Annotated in this window: 18 protein-coding genes and 2 pseudogenes; 14 read left to right on the top strand and 6 right to left on the bottom strand. The window is 37.8% G+C overall.

The features are described from left to right. Positions 1 to 16: 16 nt before the first annotated feature. From ABVN44_RS02080 to ABVN44_RS02055, 6 genes are all read left to right on the top strand, one after another. Positions 17 to 892, top strand: a complete 876-nt coding sequence (locus ABVN44_RS02080) for a DUF6387 family protein (RefSeq protein ID WP_000166882.1) — start codon at positions 17 to 19, stop codon at positions 890 to 892. Between the two features lie 150 nt (positions 893 to 1,042). Beyond that, positions 1,043 to 1,261 (top strand): AlpA family transcriptional regulator, encoded by a 219-nt coding sequence (locus ABVN44_RS02075; RefSeq protein ID WP_000240779.1) that lies wholly within the window; start codon positions 1,043 to 1,045, stop codon positions 1,259 to 1,261. Positions 1,262 to 1,341: 80 nt separating this feature from the next. Beyond that, a complete protein-coding gene (locus tag ABVN44_RS02070) occupies positions 1,342 to 1,632 on the top strand; it encodes a hypothetical protein (RefSeq protein ID WP_024148450.1) in 291 nt (96 codons plus the stop codon). A gap of 52 nt (positions 1,633 to 1,684) precedes the next feature. Then, on the top strand, positions 1,685 to 1,981 hold the full coding sequence (locus ABVN44_RS02065) for a hypothetical protein (protein WP_023231737.1): 297 nt from the start codon (positions 1,685 to 1,687) through the stop codon (positions 1,979 to 1,981). Positions 1,982 to 2,226: 245 nt separating this feature from the next. Further along, positions 2,227 to 3,498, top strand: coding sequence for a nucleotidyltransferase (locus ABVN44_RS02060; protein ID WP_000102010.1), 1,272 nt, complete (start codon positions 2,227 to 2,229; stop codon positions 3,496 to 3,498). Between the two features lie 64 nt (positions 3,499 to 3,562). Next, the gene (locus tag ABVN44_RS02055; protein ID WP_000369761.1) at positions 3,563 to 4,111 is read left to right on the top strand and encodes an SLATT domain-containing protein; all 549 of its coding nucleotides are present in this window, start codon (positions 3,563 to 3,565) and stop codon (positions 4,109 to 4,111) included. A gap of 87 nt (positions 4,112 to 4,198) precedes the next feature. Here the strand turns inward: ABVN44_RS02055 and ABVN44_RS02050 are convergent. The 5 genes and pseudogenes from ABVN44_RS02050 to ABVN44_RS02030 form a co-directional block, all read right to left on the bottom strand. Continuing rightward, positions 4,199 to 4,475, bottom strand: a pseudogene (locus tag ABVN44_RS02050) (IS481 family transposase); the annotation flags it as partial. Between the two features lie 47 nt (positions 4,476 to 4,522). Further along, the gene (locus tag ABVN44_RS02045) at positions 4,523 to 4,927 is read right to left on the bottom strand and encodes an H-NS family nucleoid-associated regulatory protein (protein WP_001287371.1); all 405 of its coding nucleotides are present in this window, start codon (positions 4,925 to 4,927) and stop codon (positions 4,523 to 4,525) included. A 160-nt stretch (positions 4,928 to 5,087) separates the two neighbouring features. Then, positions 5,088 to 5,567: a DUF4756 family protein gene (locus tag ABVN44_RS02040; protein ID WP_001233371.1), complete on the bottom strand. Its 480-nt coding sequence runs from the start codon at positions 5,565 to 5,567 to the stop codon at positions 5,088 to 5,090. Between the two features lie 85 nt (positions 5,568 to 5,652). Further along, positions 5,653 to 6,443 (bottom strand): annotated as a pseudogene (locus ABVN44_RS02035) (hypothetical protein). Between the two features lie 30 nt (positions 6,444 to 6,473). After that, entirely contained in the window at positions 6,474 to 7,208 is a 735-nt protein-coding gene (locus ABVN44_RS02030) for a replication/maintenance protein RepL (RefSeq protein WP_023231739.1), read from the bottom strand. 1,354 nt (positions 7,209 to 8,562) lie between these two features. Here ABVN44_RS02030 and ABVN44_RS02025 point away from each other — a divergent pair. The 5 genes from ABVN44_RS02025 (at position 8,563) to ABVN44_RS02005 (ending at position 12,094) form a co-directional block, all read left to right on the top strand. Beyond that, the gene (locus ABVN44_RS02025; RefSeq protein WP_023231740.1) at positions 8,563 to 8,823 is read left to right on the top strand and encodes a hypothetical protein; all 261 of its coding nucleotides are present in this window, start codon (positions 8,563 to 8,565) and stop codon (positions 8,821 to 8,823) included. A gap of 284 nt (positions 8,824 to 9,107) precedes the next feature. Then, positions 9,108 to 9,626: a ClbS/DfsB family four-helix bundle protein gene (locus tag ABVN44_RS02020; RefSeq protein ID WP_023231741.1), complete on the top strand. Its 519-nt coding sequence runs from the start codon at positions 9,108 to 9,110 to the stop codon at positions 9,624 to 9,626. A gap of 39 nt (positions 9,627 to 9,665) precedes the next feature. Further along, on the top strand, positions 9,666 to 10,109 hold the full coding sequence (locus ABVN44_RS02015; protein WP_023231742.1) for an NUDIX hydrolase: 444 nt from the start codon (positions 9,666 to 9,668) through the stop codon (positions 10,107 to 10,109). A gap of 35 nt (positions 10,110 to 10,144) precedes the next feature. Next, positions 10,145 to 11,128, top strand: a complete 984-nt coding sequence (locus ABVN44_RS02010) for a hypothetical protein (RefSeq protein ID WP_023231743.1) — start codon at positions 10,145 to 10,147, stop codon at positions 11,126 to 11,128. 378 nt (positions 11,129 to 11,506) lie between these two features. Further along, entirely contained in the window at positions 11,507 to 12,094 is a 588-nt protein-coding gene (locus ABVN44_RS02005) for a hypothetical protein (RefSeq protein ID WP_023231744.1), read from the top strand. Between the two features lie 167 nt (positions 12,095 to 12,261). On the opposite strand, the gene ABVN44_RS02000 is transcribed toward ABVN44_RS02005, so the two are convergent. Then, on the bottom strand, positions 12,262 to 13,131 hold the full coding sequence (locus tag ABVN44_RS02000) for a restriction endonuclease (RefSeq protein WP_023231745.1): 870 nt from the start codon (positions 13,129 to 13,131) through the stop codon (positions 12,262 to 12,264). A 345-nt stretch (positions 13,132 to 13,476) separates the two neighbouring features. On the opposite strand from ABVN44_RS02000, the gene ABVN44_RS01995 reads away from it, so the two are divergent. The 3 genes from ABVN44_RS01995 to ABVN44_RS01985 all read left to right on the top strand — a co-directional run bounded on the left by ABVN44_RS01995 (position 13,477) and on the right by ABVN44_RS01985 (position 18,073). After that, positions 13,477 to 13,980: a hypothetical protein gene (locus ABVN44_RS01995; protein ID WP_023231746.1), complete on the top strand. Its 504-nt coding sequence runs from the start codon at positions 13,477 to 13,479 to the stop codon at positions 13,978 to 13,980. A 107-nt stretch (positions 13,981 to 14,087) separates the two neighbouring features. Then, entirely contained in the window at positions 14,088 to 16,817 is a 2,730-nt protein-coding gene (locus ABVN44_RS01990; protein WP_223174525.1) for a DotA/TraY family protein, read from the top strand. Between the two features lie 527 nt (positions 16,818 to 17,344). Next, the gene (locus ABVN44_RS01985) at positions 17,345 to 18,073 is read left to right on the top strand and encodes a hypothetical protein (protein WP_023231747.1); all 729 of its coding nucleotides are present in this window, start codon (positions 17,345 to 17,347) and stop codon (positions 18,071 to 18,073) included. Positions 18,074 to 18,838 lie beyond the last annotated feature (765 nt).

Raw genomic sequence — 18,838 nt, 5'->3', positions numbered from 1 at the left:
CATGTTAGGGAAAAGAATGACAAAAAGAATGCCTGTTGCGGAGATAGTGGAAGCATTAAGCAAATGGTTTGATGTTAGCCGCTATGATGCGCTGAAAAACCTCACTCTGGAACAAATTTATGCGGAACTGGAAAGGCGCATGTTTGCCTACAAAGCCAGACAGCAATGGGAAACACTGGATGATAAGCATCGTAATGCCGTTATTCACCATGATGCGATGATCCATTCTGGCAGGGTCTTGCTGGAGGATAAATGGATCTCTGATAGCCACATGCTGGCTCATAGCTATGCCGTCAGGCCAATGACAAGGGATTCACTGTTTAACTATGGACGGGCAATGTATCGACTGGAGAATACACCTCCAGAAGAAAATGTTTCAGTGAGTTCGGATTACATATCTGAATACCTGAAACAGGGAGGGCTGAATCCTGCGAACAAAATGCTGATTGAAATTGACTTGGAAGAAGCCAGCAGTGACGATCTGGCTGAACACCTGAAAGTGCTTATCAGTCAGTGGCAAAAGCATCTGAAAGTGCCTAAACCACCGGAAAAAGATTTTCGTTTTGGTCATAAAACATTCCAGAAGATACTTGATTACAAGATTATCCCTCTAATGGACCTCATCGCTTGGGAACAGCTCAACAATCAGAAAATCAAATACCCTGTATTGGCTGGTATCCTACACCCTGATATGCGTTATGCCAGAGGTAGCGAGCAAATCAAAGACACTGATTATCCGCTTGCCCACGGTTTTTTAAACAATGACAATTATTTCAAGTCATTGAATGATTTTTTCATAAAAAACAATCTGGTGAAAAACTCGCCTATTCTTGATGTCATCGCAATGAATGACAAACCAGAAACAAAAAAGAAAACAAGGGACATCCACTAACCCTGAACTTCCCCTGTATTCATATTATATAAACATCCCCTAAACTCACTGGTCCTGAACATCCCTCCGGTTCAGGGCTGGTGAACCAACGTAGTTTTTTACAAGCGATCTCCATACAATTATCTCCATCGAATAACACAGGAGATAAATATGGTTAAAAGAGAAATAAAAGCAAAGACAACGTTTATCCGTTTGCCAGAAGTAATAAAACGCACCGGATTTGGTAAAACGTGGATTTACGAACTGATTAAGGCCGGGCGTTTTCCATCTCAGGTGAAAACAGGGATAAGAGCAGTGGCATTCATTGAAAGTGAGATTGATGAATGGATTGAAGCGACTATTCGAAACTCACGCCAGAACGCAGCATAAAACATAAATACTGTTTCCGGGCGGATAGATGATTTTCGCTCAGGGACTCTTATTATCATTAAATAATGAAAGGGCAATATATGAAAATAGAACTTAATACGACAGAGCAGTTTGTCAGTGAAGCAGCGGATTCGTATAACCGTTATATGAATAAACGACTACGAAACCAGTCTGTGCATTTTTACCACTTACTGAAGAATAAGGAGGATATGAATGAAGTGATTGAAAATATTATCAAGAAAACAAAGAGCCGTTTTTATGGGACTGAAGGTGAACAAGAAGCAGAACGGTTCTCCGGGAATGTTAACTATGCGAAAGTAAAGCAACATCTTCGTCAGCTTTGGATTGTCTATAAGTGTGTATACCGCTGATGGCGCTATAAACATTTGACTATTTTAATATTAAACTAAAGAGGAAATAAAAATGAATATATTTAAAAATAAATCTACTGAAATCTTTTATGTTGTGTCCTTGCATATCTATGCGGAGCTTTTTAACTCAAAGGATAAAGCAACCAGTAATATGATTATAACGCATGTAATGGACCATGAGTTTATCTGTAAACTAATCGATCTGGCGATGAGAAATGCTGAGAAGCACCTTCTGAAAAAAGCATGGAAAAAAAACGCTGCTGAAAAACTGTCAGAGGTGGATTTTAAAGGGGTTAAGCAGGCATTAGCCAAAATGCACTACACCGTTCTGGCAGAGTCAATATGTTGATGTGTTCTGACGTATACCGGCCCCTTCATGGGGCTGATAACCGGACAATTAAGGTGCTGTTCTGCGGCGAGACTTGTTTTGCTGCTGTTCGAAGGTTGGACTAATGTCTGACAACTGGTCAGGGCACTCTATTTATAACTATAAATTTGATTGAGATCATTTTTTAATAGAAAATTAGCGTATTACACATTGATAATCTCTTTTATGGAAGCATATGTAATTGATGACCTTAACAAGGAAATTACATGAGCACCGCAACTGACTTTAAGACACTCCTCGACAATATAAAAATAGATAATGCAGGCCAGATTAGTAAAAGGTATGGTCGTATAACTAAGGCTTTGAACCAATACTTTTATAACTTAGATTCTAAGACAGCCAATTCACTACAGGTTGGTTCCTATGGGCGCTTCACAGGGATTCGAGGGATCTCTGATCTTGATATGCTTTACTTTCTACCTGCAACTGCATGGCCAAGATTCCGAGATCGACAATCATATTTATTACAGGTTGTGAAAACAGAAATCAAGAAAACTTTCAAAAATACAGATATTCGCGGTGATGGGCAAGTTGTTGTTGTTAAATTTAAGAATCAAGAGGTTGAGGTAGTTCCTGTATTCAGTAATGAAGATGGCACTTTTACATACCCGGATACACATGATGGTGGATCGTGGAAGGTATGTAACCCTAGGGCCGAAATGTCGTCTTTTAGGGCACTGAATGATGATAGGAAGGGACATCTGAGACGTCTATCTAAAATGATTCGAGCATGGAAAGCTCGTCATGAAGTTGAGATAAGTGGATTCTTAATTGATACACTGTGTTATAATTTTTTCTCTAATCTAACTGAATATGATGATAAGAGTTTCAAAAGTTATGATCAACTTTCGCTTGATTTTTTCACTTTCTTAGAGAATGAAGGTGACCGAGTATTTTATTATGCTCCCGGTAGTCGCTCAAAAGTGAGCGTAAAAAAATCATTTAATAAAGTAGCAAAATTAACAAAAGAATATTGTGAAGAAGCTTTATCTGCTACAAGTGAAAACTCAAGAAACTTAGCTTGGAAAAAAGTTTTTGGCAGGCCTTTTCCAAATTATACGACAAAAGCACTCAGTAATGTCAATGTATCTGAACAGTTTATTGAAGATCAATATGAGATGAATTTATATGGTCATGTTTCGATAGAATGTGAGATTAGAAAGAATAATTTACTGGAAGCTCTTCTTTCAAATCTTCTTGGCGAAGGGCATGATATTAGCACGAATCGCAAGTTAAGATTCTATGTTGATGAGATAAATAATATATCTCACCCATATAAGATTAAATGGAAAATAAAAAATGTAGGTGATGAAGCTGAGCGCCGAGGAAATGTTAGAGGTGAAATTTTAGACGATGAAGGCGGTTCTGAGCGTTTCGAGACCGCAGATTTCTCAGGACCTCATTTTGTTGAATGTTATGTTATTTATGGTAATCAAGTTGTAGCAAGAGATAGAATCGACGTACCTATACATAATTAGTCCCACTTTATGTTAGGTTAGTGTTAAACTAACATTAACCTAACATATGATAATGGTGAGTCGGATGGATAATAATATATTAGAAGGGCAATTAAGAGAATGCTATGGAAGGGTCGTTTACACACATAAAACTCACGAGAAATGTGCAGATATCCTTCAAAAAAAACTAGGCTGCATGAAAAATTTACAGTTAGTTCTTTTAGCAATAACTACCGGTAGTTTTATAACTACAGTGGTGGGAGATGCTAAAACAGGTGCTATAATTGGGTCAGTACTTTCCGCTATCCTCCTATTTTTAAACTCATATTTAAAGGATTATGATTTAGGCTCTATAGCTCAAAAACACAGACAAGCTGCTGGGGATATGTGGTTAATCAGGGAAAGATATTTATCTCTTCTCACAGACTTGAAAATGCAAACTAAAAGTATCGAGGAAATTCTTAAAGAAAGAGACGCCTTGATGATTGAACTTTCTGCAATTTATATCGGAGCACCATCCACGAATTACAAGGCATATTCAATGGCTCAAAAGGCACTGAAGGAACTTGAGGATATGACTTTCTCTGATGAGGAAATTGATAAATTTCTTCCCACTGAATTGAAACGGAAATGAATTTATTCATAGATTAGATAATTCGCATTGGCTCAAATCAGATCTGACAGTTATCAGTTATTTATACAGATATCTGTCAGATTCTATTTAGCTTAAATTCTTTTTAGCCCGAATGCGTTTTCCATCAGGTAATATTTTCATTGGTGTCCGGCCACAGCCCATTTTCCCCTGATGAATTTATTCATTATTATAGTTAACCAGCAATTCATCAAGATCTGTTTGTAATAATCCAAGAGAGCCTTCTCTTCCTTTGGCAGTCTCTATCTTCAGTACTGGCAGTGTCCTGAGACTAATAAAATGGCAATACACCACTTTTCAGTAAATCGGCCGCCGTAATCAACGTTTTGATTACGTAGAGCTTACAGCGAACGAAAGTAAAACCGCCAAATTAGATTGACGGTTTTATTGTGATCAGAGTGCGAAGTCTTCCAGTTTTTTACCTGCTTCGATAGCAGCAGCGATCGCTTTAGGAGTGCGACCCTGACCTGTCCAAGTCTGCTCGTTGCCGTTTTCATCTGTATATTTGTATTTGGCAGGGCGTGGAGCGCGGGTCGATTTGGTTTTAGGTTGGGATGAGCCAACAGCAGCAAGGAGTTCTGCCGGGTCAATACCATCTTCTAACAGTTTCTGACGGAAAGCTTCCAGCTTAGCCTGACGTTCTTCTTGTTCCTTACGGACGGCACTTTCTTCCTCACGACGATCTTCAACGACAGCGGAGAGTTTTTCCAGCATCTCTTCCAGAGTTGCCAGATCTGTTTCACGAGCATGTGCGCGAAGTGTACGAATATTGTTCAGTGCCTTGAGAGCTTCACTCATAGTATGTTGTCCGGTGTTTTAAAATAGGTGATTAATAAGGTTAATGTATATAATGCTGTTGAACAGTCAAAAAATACCAACCAGTAAATAATATAGTAAATATTATTGATTAAGCAATCTTAAAACATCCTATTTAACACGGATAACATAGGGCATTTCTTTAAAGAGACATTTTCCTGCGCTTCTGGCTTGATGGGTCGAACTCTGACGAGATGTGAGAGAGTTGATTCAGGCTTTGTTCTATGGAACGCTTGAACTCAACAGCGGCTTCTGTACGCTGTTTTATGACTAAGGCAATTATTTCTTCATCGCTTTTTTCTGAAAGTGCTTTACGGTATAACACGCGTTCGTTAAATAAATCGAGATTACCAGTTGATCTCGCTGATGTGTTAGCTTTTGAACTGCTAATAGGATTTAACTCGTCAATAAAGTATTCAATAAGAGATTCTCTCTTCTTTTCAAGTCTGCGAAGCTCAGTATGTGCAGACTTAAATTTTTGAGACTTAACCAATGGAATGTCATCAGAGCGTAGCCTACGATATTCATTCCTGTATTCATCTATCGAAATATGATTTTTTAGTTCTTTGACTGTATTTACGTATTCGATTAAATCACTGTTGTCTGTTTTTACTTTTCTCATAAACAATACCTCGGAAATAAAATAGTGGATATATTTATATTACGAGATATGGTTCAGGTGTCAAATTGGCATAGGCATAAAAACATTACTTGGTTTTATACCGTTCAAAAATAAGCTCGCCTGTATCTGTATAAATTTCTATTTTCCTACTTTCCCATCAGTGCCTTTTATCGAGAAACGAATTAATCTTTCATTATGATATTTGTCTAACAGGTCTGGTCGTTCAGTAAAATATCTTGATTTTGTGGAGCGATCTTTCAGATAGTCGCAGCTTGAACAAACCTGCTTTTTGAAATCCTTCTCAGATAAATCACTTTCTTTTATTTTTGAAGAAATAAAAGCCTTTAAAGGTCGTTCATACTCCTCTCTTTCTTTAGCTTTGCGTATTTGTTCTTCTTTCTTGCGCTGTTCTTCAATACGGTAAAGTCTGCCTTGTTCTTCCTGCGCGCGTATTATATCCACTTCAATTATTTTACTAATGATTGAGGCAGGAACAACACTGATACCTTCAGACCACCCACGATAAGAATTATTGTTTTGTATGTTTCGGACTGTAGCAGATATTCTGTTTATATCCAGATCTTTATCAAAGGAAACAATACGTTGTCCGTTTTCTTTTGATATGAGTTTAGCCGTGTTCACAGGGGATTCAAGACCCTTTAATTTGAATGTGGCTACGGCACTGTTGCGACTTCTGTAATATAATGCTTTTTTCTTATCTCCAATATAGCATTCAAGATAAGAGAAAATCTTAAACTCCTGAATGCCAAATGTTTCCTCAAGCATGGTCATCTGCTCAGCTAATATATTTAGTATATCACTCTTGGATAGTTTTTCGTGGAGCTTAATCTCAAGAGAACCGGGTAGTTTTTTCATTGTTATTTCCTTGTTGTTGTTGTTATTTTATCAGGATACTTTCTGCATATGAGAGTCTGCGTCAACAGCGTTTCTTCTTGCTTCCTCATTTTCCTTTGTTCTTTTATATACTTTTCGTGGTTTATCAACATGTATGCTGTTATTGGGATTAGGAACAGCGTTATTCTTTTTCTTCTTACTGAAAACAAATGCGTCAGTATAGATTTCTTTTGTTTCAGTTTCTAAGAATAGGGTTCTTCTTTCACTTTTTGACATAGCTGAATAACTTTCTGGATACTGTTCTATTTCTGCGCAAAGATTGCGAGCGTTGCTCAACTGTTCTTTACGTTTCTGATCCAGTTGATGACTCATTCCTTTAGCGAAAATGTTAGAGTTGATATAGAGATGACCATGATGCTCGACGAGTATTCCTTTCTGTCTGAGTTTTTTAAAAATGTTAGACATATTACCGGAAGCGATATTCAATGCTTTGCACAGCGATGATTGTGAAAGGTTGATCAGATTTCCAAACTCCATATACTCCAAGATATAGGTTAATACACGGAATTCATTCTTGGATATATCAAGATCAGAGAAAACACGAAAGTTGGAAGTAAAAGCAAATACATAAGGTTGCGAAAACGAGATCGCTTTATCTTCCTCAGAAGAAATAACTGTAGTTGATTTTATTTCTTTGTTTTGTAGTAAGCGTCTTGCGATATCAATCTTTTGCTCGGTGGTTAATGATTCAAATAAGTGTAATAGATCAGCATCGTTTGTATTCATATTATTCTCTCTTATTATTTTTGTTATATGTATTTTAATACTATGCAAAAAAATAAAAGTCAATAGTAGAACTATAAATAAAATAGGAAGTATATTTTTATGATAATGCTATATGTTAAAAAAACTATGTTCGAACATAGATCTTGCTATGTTCGAACATAGGACGGATCTATGTTTGAACATAGGAGTTTGCTATGTTCGAACATAGGAAAAAAAGTTGCGAAGCCGCTATTTTACTGGTCCGGGACTATGCTTATAATTAAATAATTAGTAAGAAGTTAAGAGAGTCCAGTTTTACTTTTGTGTTATGTTTTAGTGGTTTTACAAGGGATGTTGTATTCCTTAATAACTGCTATCAGCGAAGTGATTGTGTTGAACAATCACGAACCGCTGCTTTTTATTGTGAGAGCTTAATTAATATTCCTTTTACGTTATATGCGTCTTCGACGCGATCTTTTTTGGATAAATCCATCATTAACAGGGGCAAGCCCTGTCCAGCAAAGTGATTGTTGCCAACAATCACGAAGTGCTGCTACTAAGGATATAGTTTTCCTATGCGTTTAAGAGCAAATGCTATATGTCAGAGAGAGGATGTTATGTTCGAGCATAGGATCTGAATTCTAACTTGGTGGAGGGAATGATCTTTATACTGGTCGCTTTGTTTTCCATTGATAAAATATTAATAACTTATAAGTGAACAAGAAAAATAGTTTTATACCAGTATCAGGGGCGTAGCCGTGCGCCAGCACAATGGATGTATTTTCAAAAAATAATAATTGAATGTATCAGGTAAAAATAAATATCAATAAGCATAAGTAAGAGTGTTCTATAAACTGTTAATAAACCGCACAGGAAGCTTGGTAAGACCTTGGGAACAGAAATATAACACATATAACCATCTTCACACTTAAAGCTCTTATAACTGATTACAGGCAGTAATTTTATATGGAAAAAATTATTAATTGAAAAAACATCTTTAACAGGGGCAAGCCCTGTCCAGCAGAATGATTGTTGGCAACAATCACGAAGTGCTGCTACTAAGGATATAGTTTTCCTATACGTCTAAGAGCAAATGCTATATGTCAGAGGGAAAATGCATTGTTCAGAATATTGGATCTGTATTCTAACTTGATAGTGAAAACAGATCCAAGAATGATCGGACAGATTTTTTCAAATACTACAATCTCGAAGTTAATGAATAGATGCTAGTGTCAGGGCGTAGCCGTGCGTAAGCACAGAGATAAAGATCTTTTCAAAAAGAAGTCTAAAAATATGATTGAAACACAAATATATTTTATTTTTAAGATCACTATGTAGTATTTAATAGTAATAAATAAAAAAGGAAAAAACAGATATGAACAATATTAAAGTGATAACTCTTTTCTATCCACATGACAAAACACCATTCATGATCTGTATTGTAAGCAAAGTAGAAGATACAGAAATCGGCTTAAAATTAACTCTTGAAAACGGAAATAGCATTTGTGTCAGTAATTATAGTCATTATCTGTTATCTAAGTCTGTAAGTCGTTGCGACAAAGACAGGTTAAAGAATATTTATATTCGCTTGGTTTCAGAACTCACATTGATGAATGAGGAAACATTGAAGGCTTAATGTACTATTTTGATAGTGTGAATCACTATTTAGGGCACAATTTTCTATCATTCTTTGATATTCCTTATCTATGCTTGCTACTATTATTATCAACCTGCAAGGAATTCTCCCATATAATCTTCTGCCAGAACATTTAGTTCCCGTGTCTACTCAACGATAAAAATAACATCGAAAATTCTTATTTTGTATAGCAGCAGTATCAGTTCTTTGACTTGAACGATACTTTTTCCATCCAGCTCAAGCTATTATCAATAACTTAATTTTACATAGCAGGGAAGGATTTTATGGGCGTGCCGCAAACAAAATCAGAATTATTAAATGCGATGGATAAGGATTTTAGTAAGTTAATCGGTTATCTGAATGCTATCCCTTCAGAACTACTCTCAGAAAAATCAATGGAAGGCCATGCGAAAGATACGATGATGAGTGTCAGAGATCTTATCTCGTATCTTTTGGGCTGGAATATGTTAGTCATAAAGTGGATAACAAATGATGAAAAAGGGGAATCAGTTGATTTTCCTGAAACCGGTTATAAATGGAATCAGCTTGGCCTTCTGGCCCAAAAATTTTACAAAGATTATGAAGGTGTTCAATACATAACTTTGATTCAGGATCTTAAGTTAGCAAAAGAGAATGTAGTTGCGCTTATTAATGCCCGTGATGACAATGTACTCTACGGAAAACCGTGGTATGGTAAATGGACAATGGGAAGGATGATTTCATTCAATACATCATCTCCCTATGCTAATGCCTGTGGACGTTTAAGAAAATGGGCAAAAGAGTATAATGTTAGATTGAAATAGTTAATACGAGTTTTTCAAGGATAGATATAAGGAAGTATTATGCGTATTCGTCCTTCATCCCGGTTAATCATTATCTCTCCTGAAAATCAGGTGCTGCTCTTTTTTTTCAGCCATGAGAATGATGCTTTGAATGGAAAGTCATACTGGGCTACTCCGGGTGGTGGGCTGGAGTCCAATGAATCCTTTGAACAGGCTGCGCTACGAGAACTACGCGAAGAAACGGGGATAATCAAAAATGACGTGGGACCGCAAGTAGCCACCAGAAGCTTTCCTATGATGCTACCGAGTGGGGAAACGGTTCTTGCTGAAGAGCATTTCTTTATTGTCAACGTTGAAAAAACGGATACTGACAAATCAGGGTGGAGTAACAATGAAAGGAAAGTTATTCGCGACCAATACTGGTGGACGCTGGAAGAACTTCAACTGACCAAGGAAACGATTTTTCCGCGAGATTTGATTATCAAAATCCTTACCGATCTGTAAATGTTTTGTCTGATAACATCAGGAGGCGATGAAAGATGGAAGGCCAATTAATTTTTTGTTCCGATGCAATTCTACGGTTTCAGTCCGATTACGATGAAACCGCTGCCGTTCCATTGCTATCCATCCAGAACGCGATAGCCAATACAGCTCCCTTCTTTCTTCTCCGTTTCTTCCACCATACCGTTCTGATTGAAGAAGGAACAACGCTGGCAAGTATCTTCTTGGCTATAGAGCCATGGAAGGCGTTGTTAGCAGCTTATCTGGACAGAGATGTTGGTGCTTATATAGATGAGGTAAGAAAACCGTCCGGGCCAACGACATGGGATATTGAATGGATTGGGATTGACCGTCGTAGCTCGGTTTATCGCGCTTACAAGCGTCAGGATATGGAAGAAGGGGAAGATTTTTCAACCTATTTTAATCGCGAGCGGTTTCCGACTGATGAGTTTGACATAGAAAGTAGCTGCGATGCTTCAGGTTTCATTAAAGGTGATAAAGAACGCTGGAGTATCAGCGGCGATGTTCAACAAATTAAAAATCTTCCTGTAATCCTCTATAGCAAACAAACGTTGACGACTTCGTCGAAGGATGGATTGTTGAAGAAGAACGTATCAGGGGTGCAGAGTGTCAAGTATAGCAGCTTCGTTTATGGCGATACCTCGTTTTCTTTCAGTGAGGTTATGGAAGCCATCTTCATTAGTGGGCTGTTCTTCTATGCGCCAAGAGACTCCGCCAGTAGTCTTGATGAACTGAAAGCGAATGTGGCTGAGTTGGAAGAAGAACTGGCCGAGGTATCAAAAACGGAGCTGGTAGCCAACGAAGCAGATAAAGAACCTACTATAGTCGTAGCCGAAGGTGCTTTTGATTCGGTTGCTGCTCACATGGAAACAGAAGCTGAGGAGTGGCAATCAATTAAGAACTTGTGCCAACGAGAAGATGAGCTGCCCATACGTATTGGCGGTATTAAAATGGCTGAGCCTGCTGAGCTACGCTTGTGCGGGAAAATTATACGTGGATAGAACAGCAGTGAGCATGACGCCTGCCGGGGCTTATGCTTGCTTACTATTTTTGCGTTAGCCCTATTTTTGGAACTAATTTTCAAAAGCGAGTGGTCCATCTCAATCAATCTAAATAGTGATTACTATCGATGAGCTTACTTGATCGGATTTAGTTCGGTTTTGTTACATTTTCATAACAGTGATGTTCAACGACAACGACAACGACAACGACAACGATGGAATTTCATTAAGCATTTTTCATAACAGCCAGTAGTAGAGCTGATAGGCTATACAATCAATTAAGCATTTGGTTAATATATTGAAGTATTTGATAAAAGATGCTAAATAGACTTAGGTATAAAGATACCCATGTTAGTTATCAAAAGGACTATGTGATAAATGAGCTATGACTATGAAAAATTAGAAAACAAAAAAGATGAGATAATTAGTATTGTTCATGAAATATTTACTGAGAATGATAAGGCAGCTATTTCCCTAGTAGATTCATTCTGTAGATTAACGCCACCTGAAAAAGAAAAATTTGTAATGGAATATATTACAGTCAACTCATCAGGCCGACGTGGCGGAAAATCAAGAAAATTGGGTAATTTTGTTCTTAATTGGAGAAAATTATTCAATGATCTTCCCGATTTAGTCTTAACAGCGGCAGGTGTTGCAGCTGAACCAAAATTAGTATTCTTTGCAGCATTAAGTATTTGGAATAAGATTTGGTGTCATTCTTCAATAGAACTTACGCCAGAACATGCTACTGTTTTGTACGCCTTATGGCAAGGAAGAGATGAGTATAATAAAATAAAGAGAGATGATGCGTTTGCAAAGAGTGGCATACAATTCAATTTTTACGGAATGCAAGAGTTAGTGGATATTTCATTCGATGATATCATTGATGATCTAATTAAAATGCGATGTATAGAAGTTAATGATAATATAATATGGCTTCGCGAGTGGGTCAGCGGAGTATATTAAAATGCAACTATATTTTACGTCTAAATGAGTCTGATAAGATATCTAATATAACTAAACAAGCCTCGAAAGATATCTGGGGCTTGTTTGTATATGGGTTTTAAGTCAGGACTGAGGCAGTTCTGAGTTAATACATATAGATATATGAAGTCCTCATTAAAAATGAATATTCATTTTACAATACCATTTTTCAATACCCATTTTTTCTTCCCTGTTATGAAATCTTCTACGATAGCTTTAATTTGCTCAGAGAAATCGATTATGGAAACATCTTCAATTGGTTTACGATAAATGTATGTACAGTCATAACCTTTTATTTTCATTTTTACACTTGAATTTGCATTTTCAATGTATCCATTGTCAATTTTTTCAGCATATATATTTTCTCCATATACCATATTATCAACTTTTTTCATAAGCAGCCTTGATAGATCATGAATACTATATTTTTCGCCCTTGCTTATATTACGAATAAAAATAGCATCAGAAAGTTCGGTTTTGAAAAGATATGGTAATGTGTTTTCAGTATATTCGTTTTGTGAGTAAAACCATTCTTTATCAACATGTACATTAAAATTAATTATCCGTGGCGGTAATATTGCTGTCATTTTGAAGTGAATGGACTTTAGAAGCGGCGTTCCATCATCATCAACCCAGTCTTGTGCTTGTTGATCTCTGATAACAAGCAGTTGAATATTATGCTGCTCTGCTTTTATCTTTGCACCGCTCTGATATCCTGTCCGCGTTGCGTAGATCAGTTTAAGTCCCGGAATATCATTCGTTTTACCAATGAAAGCATCTATCTTTTCAATAGACACTGGAGAGGAATAGTCCTTACACTCAATAACTGAACGATAGGTATGGCCTCCGATTTCAAACTCCCAATATATGTCGAATTCTCTGTCAATTCCTGAACGGTCTTTTATCTTTTTATTTTTCTCGATATTTATATTTTTAAGGCTAGGGATATTTTCTGCATTAATTAAAGAACGTTGAATATCTCTGACAAGTTCTTCATATTCTTTTCCTGTATTAGCCATACAAGGTTCCTTGTTTCTACCATCTTAGCATTGAATAAAAAACACCATTTAATACCGCATGTTATCATTGCACTTGAATCTAATCAATCAATTCTATGGAACATAAGAATAAAAAGAGACCAGAACATAATCCCGGCCTCTTTGCAGAGTGTAATAAAATCATTCGGAGTAGTCATTTATTTACCCTTTAATATTAACTATAAAATAAAGTGATTGTCAAATTTAAAAAACTTCTGTTCTATTGATTAATTTCACAATGTTTAATATATATTAAATAAGCCCTTTTATTTACAACCAATTAAATACATGAGGTGAAGCGAAATAAACTCAATGAAGGAGTAAAGAATGAATAGAAGAAAATATATTTTATTTTCACTGTTTTCCATCACACTTATGACGACAACCGCCAATGCTGCTGTCTGTACGCCTGTTATGGAAACCGCAGTAAAACAGGCTCAATACAATGCGATGAAAATCGATGCGGCGCAACTGGAGCCTGTCGCCGAAGGCTTTATGACCAATATAAATAACTCATTAAATACTATCGGATGTACGGACATATGGCCTACAGGAAGCATCGGCATAAATCTGCCAAGTTTTGATTCAATTATCAGAAAAGCAAAAGAAGCGGCGATAAGTAAAGCCTGTTCGATTGCCAGAGAGAAAATGAACTCTGCAATGGGGAACATATCTGAAAGCGTATCCTTTGATGTTCCCGGTCTGGGGAATATTGCCGGAGGGAGTATCTCAACAGGTACAGGGTCATCTACTGGCGGAAGCATTAATGTTAACGGAAACTCCACGTCAGGATCTGATGTATGGAACAGCATTAGTGATGCGATGAAATAAAATATAAAGAAAAATGTAACCCACGATGTGAGTTGCATCAAAAAGGGTGAGTAAATATAAAGAAGAATGTAACTCACGTTGTGAGTTGCATAAAACAGGGAGAGAAAATGGAAAATATAAAGAAAAACGAAATACCTACGATATTACGTAAAAACGACAAAAGACGACAACGAACAGGGTTCTGTGAGCAAAACACAATAAACACGATAAAATATCTTACTATCTTTACCTTATTGTTTTTTTGTTTGCTGATTACGCAAAATGCATACGCAGCAGATTTATTTACAGTCCCTGATACGGATAAATCAAAGCTATGGTTCTTGGATGTTTTATTCCCTGAGAATTTAGCCCAAAGCCCATTAGCCAGTACGATGACAATCCTCAACAGTGCGGTTTTACTTGTTGGTGGTATTCTGGCTGCATATACACTTATCGCAGGAACCATGTCCACAGCACATGATGGTGAGATGCTGGGTAAGAAATGGTCCTCCATGTGGCTTCCGGTCAGGACGGCGTTAGGAACCGCAATGATACTGCCAGCAGCCGGTGGGTTCTGTGCAGCTCAGGTTATGGTGTTATGGCTGATAAATCAGGGCGTAGGTCTTGCCGATACGGTCTGGAATACGTATGCCGCAAACCCATCAGATGGTGCGGTTATCACCACGTCAGCGTCCTATCAGGAACTTGATCGCATAGCGAAGACTGCGTTCATCAATAATGTCTGCATGCTGAAGGCAGGTCAGCTATGGAAAAAATCGCATGAAAGCGCACTGTTTCCCGGTGTTATGCCTGTGTTTGAGATGACACCAGAAAAAGGAAAGTATTTATACAGATACAATTACGGTGCCAGTAATGCGGGTAATGAAATGAACAAAAACTTACTGGTATCCAAATCAGCGTGTGGAAGTATCACATTGACAGACCCGAAAGCTAAAGCGGCTTATGATGAACAGGCTAATGCTCAGGCGCAGGCGGCTATCGCATCTGGTGGAATGTATATGAGCTACATGCCGCAGGAAATCAAAACCAATATATCAGCCGTTGTTGAAGCTCATAATACAGCTTTTATTGCCCTGAATAACAATATGATGACACTGGCAGAAAAATATGTCGCTGATAATAACATTGATATTCAGTCTGATATAAACAGTGCAACTGCTACCTACGTTTCTGTTATCGATACGGCGGTCAGAACTGCATTTTCTACAGGCAACCAGTGGGATGATTTTAAAGATAATGTCCAGAAAGATGGCTGGTTTATGGCGGGGGCGTGGAGTATGAAACTTATTCGTATTCAGGATGCGATTAATGGTGCTGCTCACAATCTTCCTGTCGCGGGACAACAGAGTATGGAATATGGCGATATTTTTAATAGCCTGAATGCTGTAATGGCAAAGGTGTCTCACGACATGGCGAGATCGACGACGGCATCGAGATACGCGAATGGTATTGATGCGCAAAACCGAACAGAAGTCAATACCACTGGTAAGGGGGGGCAGGGGCCGAAAACAGATGATGCAGGGAAAATTGTATCCTCGCTTCAAAATGAAGCCAATAAGAGTATTTCTGGCGCGATGGCGGGTTTCCTGAGTTCAAGCGTAATCAATGGTAGAAAACAAGGGAAAATCGTCGCATTTTCAACAGATACCACAGCAGCAAATTTACAGGCCATCAACCCATTATTAGCGGTTAAAGGGCTTGGAGATACGCTCAGTGCTGCTGGCTGGACATTATTAGGGAGTTCTGCGGTTGTCGGTGCCGGTCTTGGCGCATGGACATCATGGACTGCAAGCTGGGTATCGGGTGCATTTGGTGCTATGGGTATTGTTATGCCACTGGTTATCCCATTATGGATAGCTGGCGATACCTTAGCTGTTGTTATTCCTATGCTCCCTTACGTTATGTGGTTTGGTGTTTGCGTGGGCTGGATGATTTTATGTCTTGAAGCGATGATCGCAGCACCATTATGGGTCATCACCCATTTACATCCAGATGGTGATGGCGTTGTGGGTCGAGGTGGCGCTGGATACGGACTGGTCCTGTCGCTAACCATGAGACCAGCATTGATGGTCACGGGTCTGATAGCGGCCTATACGATGCTGCCTATCCTTGGTGGGGTGGTGAATGAAACGTTCTCAGGTGCATTCGGCATGATGTCCGCGAATGCCGGGATAGGTATCATTGAATCACTGGCTCTTATTGCTGTTTATATTGCGCTGATGTTTACGGTTGTGAAGAAATCACTTTCCCTGATCCATGTTATTCCAGATGAAATTATGAAGTGGCTTGGCGTCCATAGTGGTCAGAGCATGGCGGGTTATGCTCAGTCGGCATCGAAAGGTGTGGAAGGTGCTATGTTCGCAAAAACAGTGTTAGATCAGGTATCACATTCCTCTAATGCGTTAGGTAATCAGATCAGAAACGGGCAAATGAATAAAGACCGTGAGCAGCAACGTGAACTTCAACAGCAACAACAAATTCAACAGGGGAAAGCTCAGGCTTCCAGCAGAGCCAATAATACGGGATCTGCATTCAGAACGCATATGAGCAATGCAGGGCCGCTTGACCAACAGGATGAATACCAATCCCTTGAAAGTGCTAACTCTGCTTACAATGCGGCTGAGGCAGCAGATGCCGTTGGAGATTCGGTTGGTGCTGCAGGTTATATGGATGTCGCTCAAAAGGCTGCTAACAGAGCGGTATCTTTTGGTGATCATAACAGGCCATTGTTGCCACTAAATCTTCAGAGTAAAGCGTCTCCTATAGAGAGTTTTAAGGCTCCGGGTAAAAGTGATGGCGGTGGATCATCACCACGAACTGAGAGTAGTGATGAGTAATAAGAAAGAGGGCTTCGGTCCTCTTTCTTATTGGTTGTTATCCTTCATTATTTATAGTATCAGGTGTATTAGAACAGATCTGAGATAATACAGATAAATTGATTTCATTCTTACTCTATTTTCGCCTTTGGTGTGATTTTTTTTGGATAAATGCATCATTAACAGGGACAAATTCCTCACAGCTAAGAGATTGTTTGGAACAATCACAAAGCGCTGCTACTCAAAATATAGTTTTCCTATCCATTTAAGAGCAAATGCTATATGTCTAAGGAATAAAATATCTAATTAGCTTAGCCTCAATCTATTTAATGTGAGACGTATTGCTGTTCTTTAACAGGACCAGACCGGGCGTGTCGTTAAACCGGAGTGGGGCTAAATTTCCTGACTGTCATTGGTTGTTCGTGTTTCTGGATAGTGGATTACTTTCAAGGTATTTTTGGCAAGGTGGGAAATTCTACACTTTAACCTGAGTTAATGTAATAATAGAAATATTACATATACACATCGATTATTAATCTGGGGATAACATGTTAAGAATCAATCAAATAATAAAGATCCTTGGTGGCATGAAGGCATATGCCCCTTATACATATAAAAGCAAAACAGATAAACTCGTCGATAAAATACACGGTAGATTAGTCAGGTTCGGAATTTTTATCATCGCTTTACTCGCTTTAAGCATTGCTTTGTATAAATTCAACAGTTGTTTTAAAACCGATACGGTAGTAGATGTTATTTTTGGATTGTATTTTATAGGGATGCTAATAGGATTAATAATAATGGTATTGCCACCTATCTTAGGCATAAAGCATTTGGTCGATTGGAAAAAAGAGTCGTTCAATGATTTTGTTTGTGAAATATCACATGATGAAGAAAATGCAAAGCTTCTATTAGATTATTCAGAAAAAGAATTATTGTATGCGGTTCACTGGATACAACTTAAGATTAATAGAATAACGATGAGGGTTAGTAGTTTTTTTGGTGAAAAAACAGCAGTATTCTCGGTTTTGGGTCTTTGCTATTCGGCAGTGCAGGCATTAATTGGTTTTGACAAATTGAGTAAAACATTTATTGGAGATCTTTCTAATGCGGATTCTACTAATACTGTCATCATGTTTGGACTAGCACTTTTGCTAGGTATATCTCTGGGGGCATTAATGTTGAAAAAAGTTGCAAGCCATCAATTATACCTGAAAGAAATTGTTGAGTTGACAATAAGAATAAAGAAAGATGTCGAAGATGAAGGTGGTATATAGGCATAAGGTTATTTATTATATATAAATGTCAAATATGAGCCATGTAGAAATCATGGCTTAATTACACATGCTGAAATATTATATTTGACAAATGAAATATTTGGATGTAAATAGAATGAAGATACAAAAAAAGCCAACGTATCAAAGTTGACTTTTTAAGGACTAAAAAAGTTTCGACGACTTTTTTAAGCCTTGTAATCAGTTAAACAGGAACGTGATTACAAATATAATAAAGTATTAAATAATCTTTTCATATTTGTCAAATCTAAATCCGAACTTTTTACAAGCCTTTTAAATACCATTTCCAGAATCCTTTTTAGTTCTCAAAAGCAATAACGTTAAACCTGATTGTACGGGTCTAAGAATCTTTGGATATCATGTGTTAAAAACTGTTTTGTTCTTAGGTTATTGTAGGTGGCATATAAACGGGGGGAAGTCGGTAGCCATCAACTTGAAGCGTTCATCTAAAATCTATAAAGCGGTAGTGTTATTTTCTTTAGTAAAACGAGAAAATGCTTTAAATGATCATGATGTATCCGTAGGAGTCCGATGGGGAGTCCCGGCGTTGGAAACATGCTGGAACTCAATAGCTACGGTGAGAAACGCCAACCTGCGAACCTAAGAAAAAATATTACAACAGTATTTTTTTACGGGGGGGTAGGGGGGGGGAAGCTTGCAGAAAAACTAAGTTTTCCTGACGGAAAACTACTACGACTGAAAGTCGCTATCTAAAACCCAATGCTTTTAAATTAATTAGTACAACTA

Origin of the sequence: Salmonella sp. SJTUF15570, from assembly GCF_043357055.1 — a bacterium.
Classification (GTDB): Bacteria; Pseudomonadota; Gammaproteobacteria; order Enterobacterales; family Enterobacteriaceae; genus Salmonella; species Salmonella enterica.
This window is presented reverse-complemented; position numbering and strand designations above follow the sequence as displayed.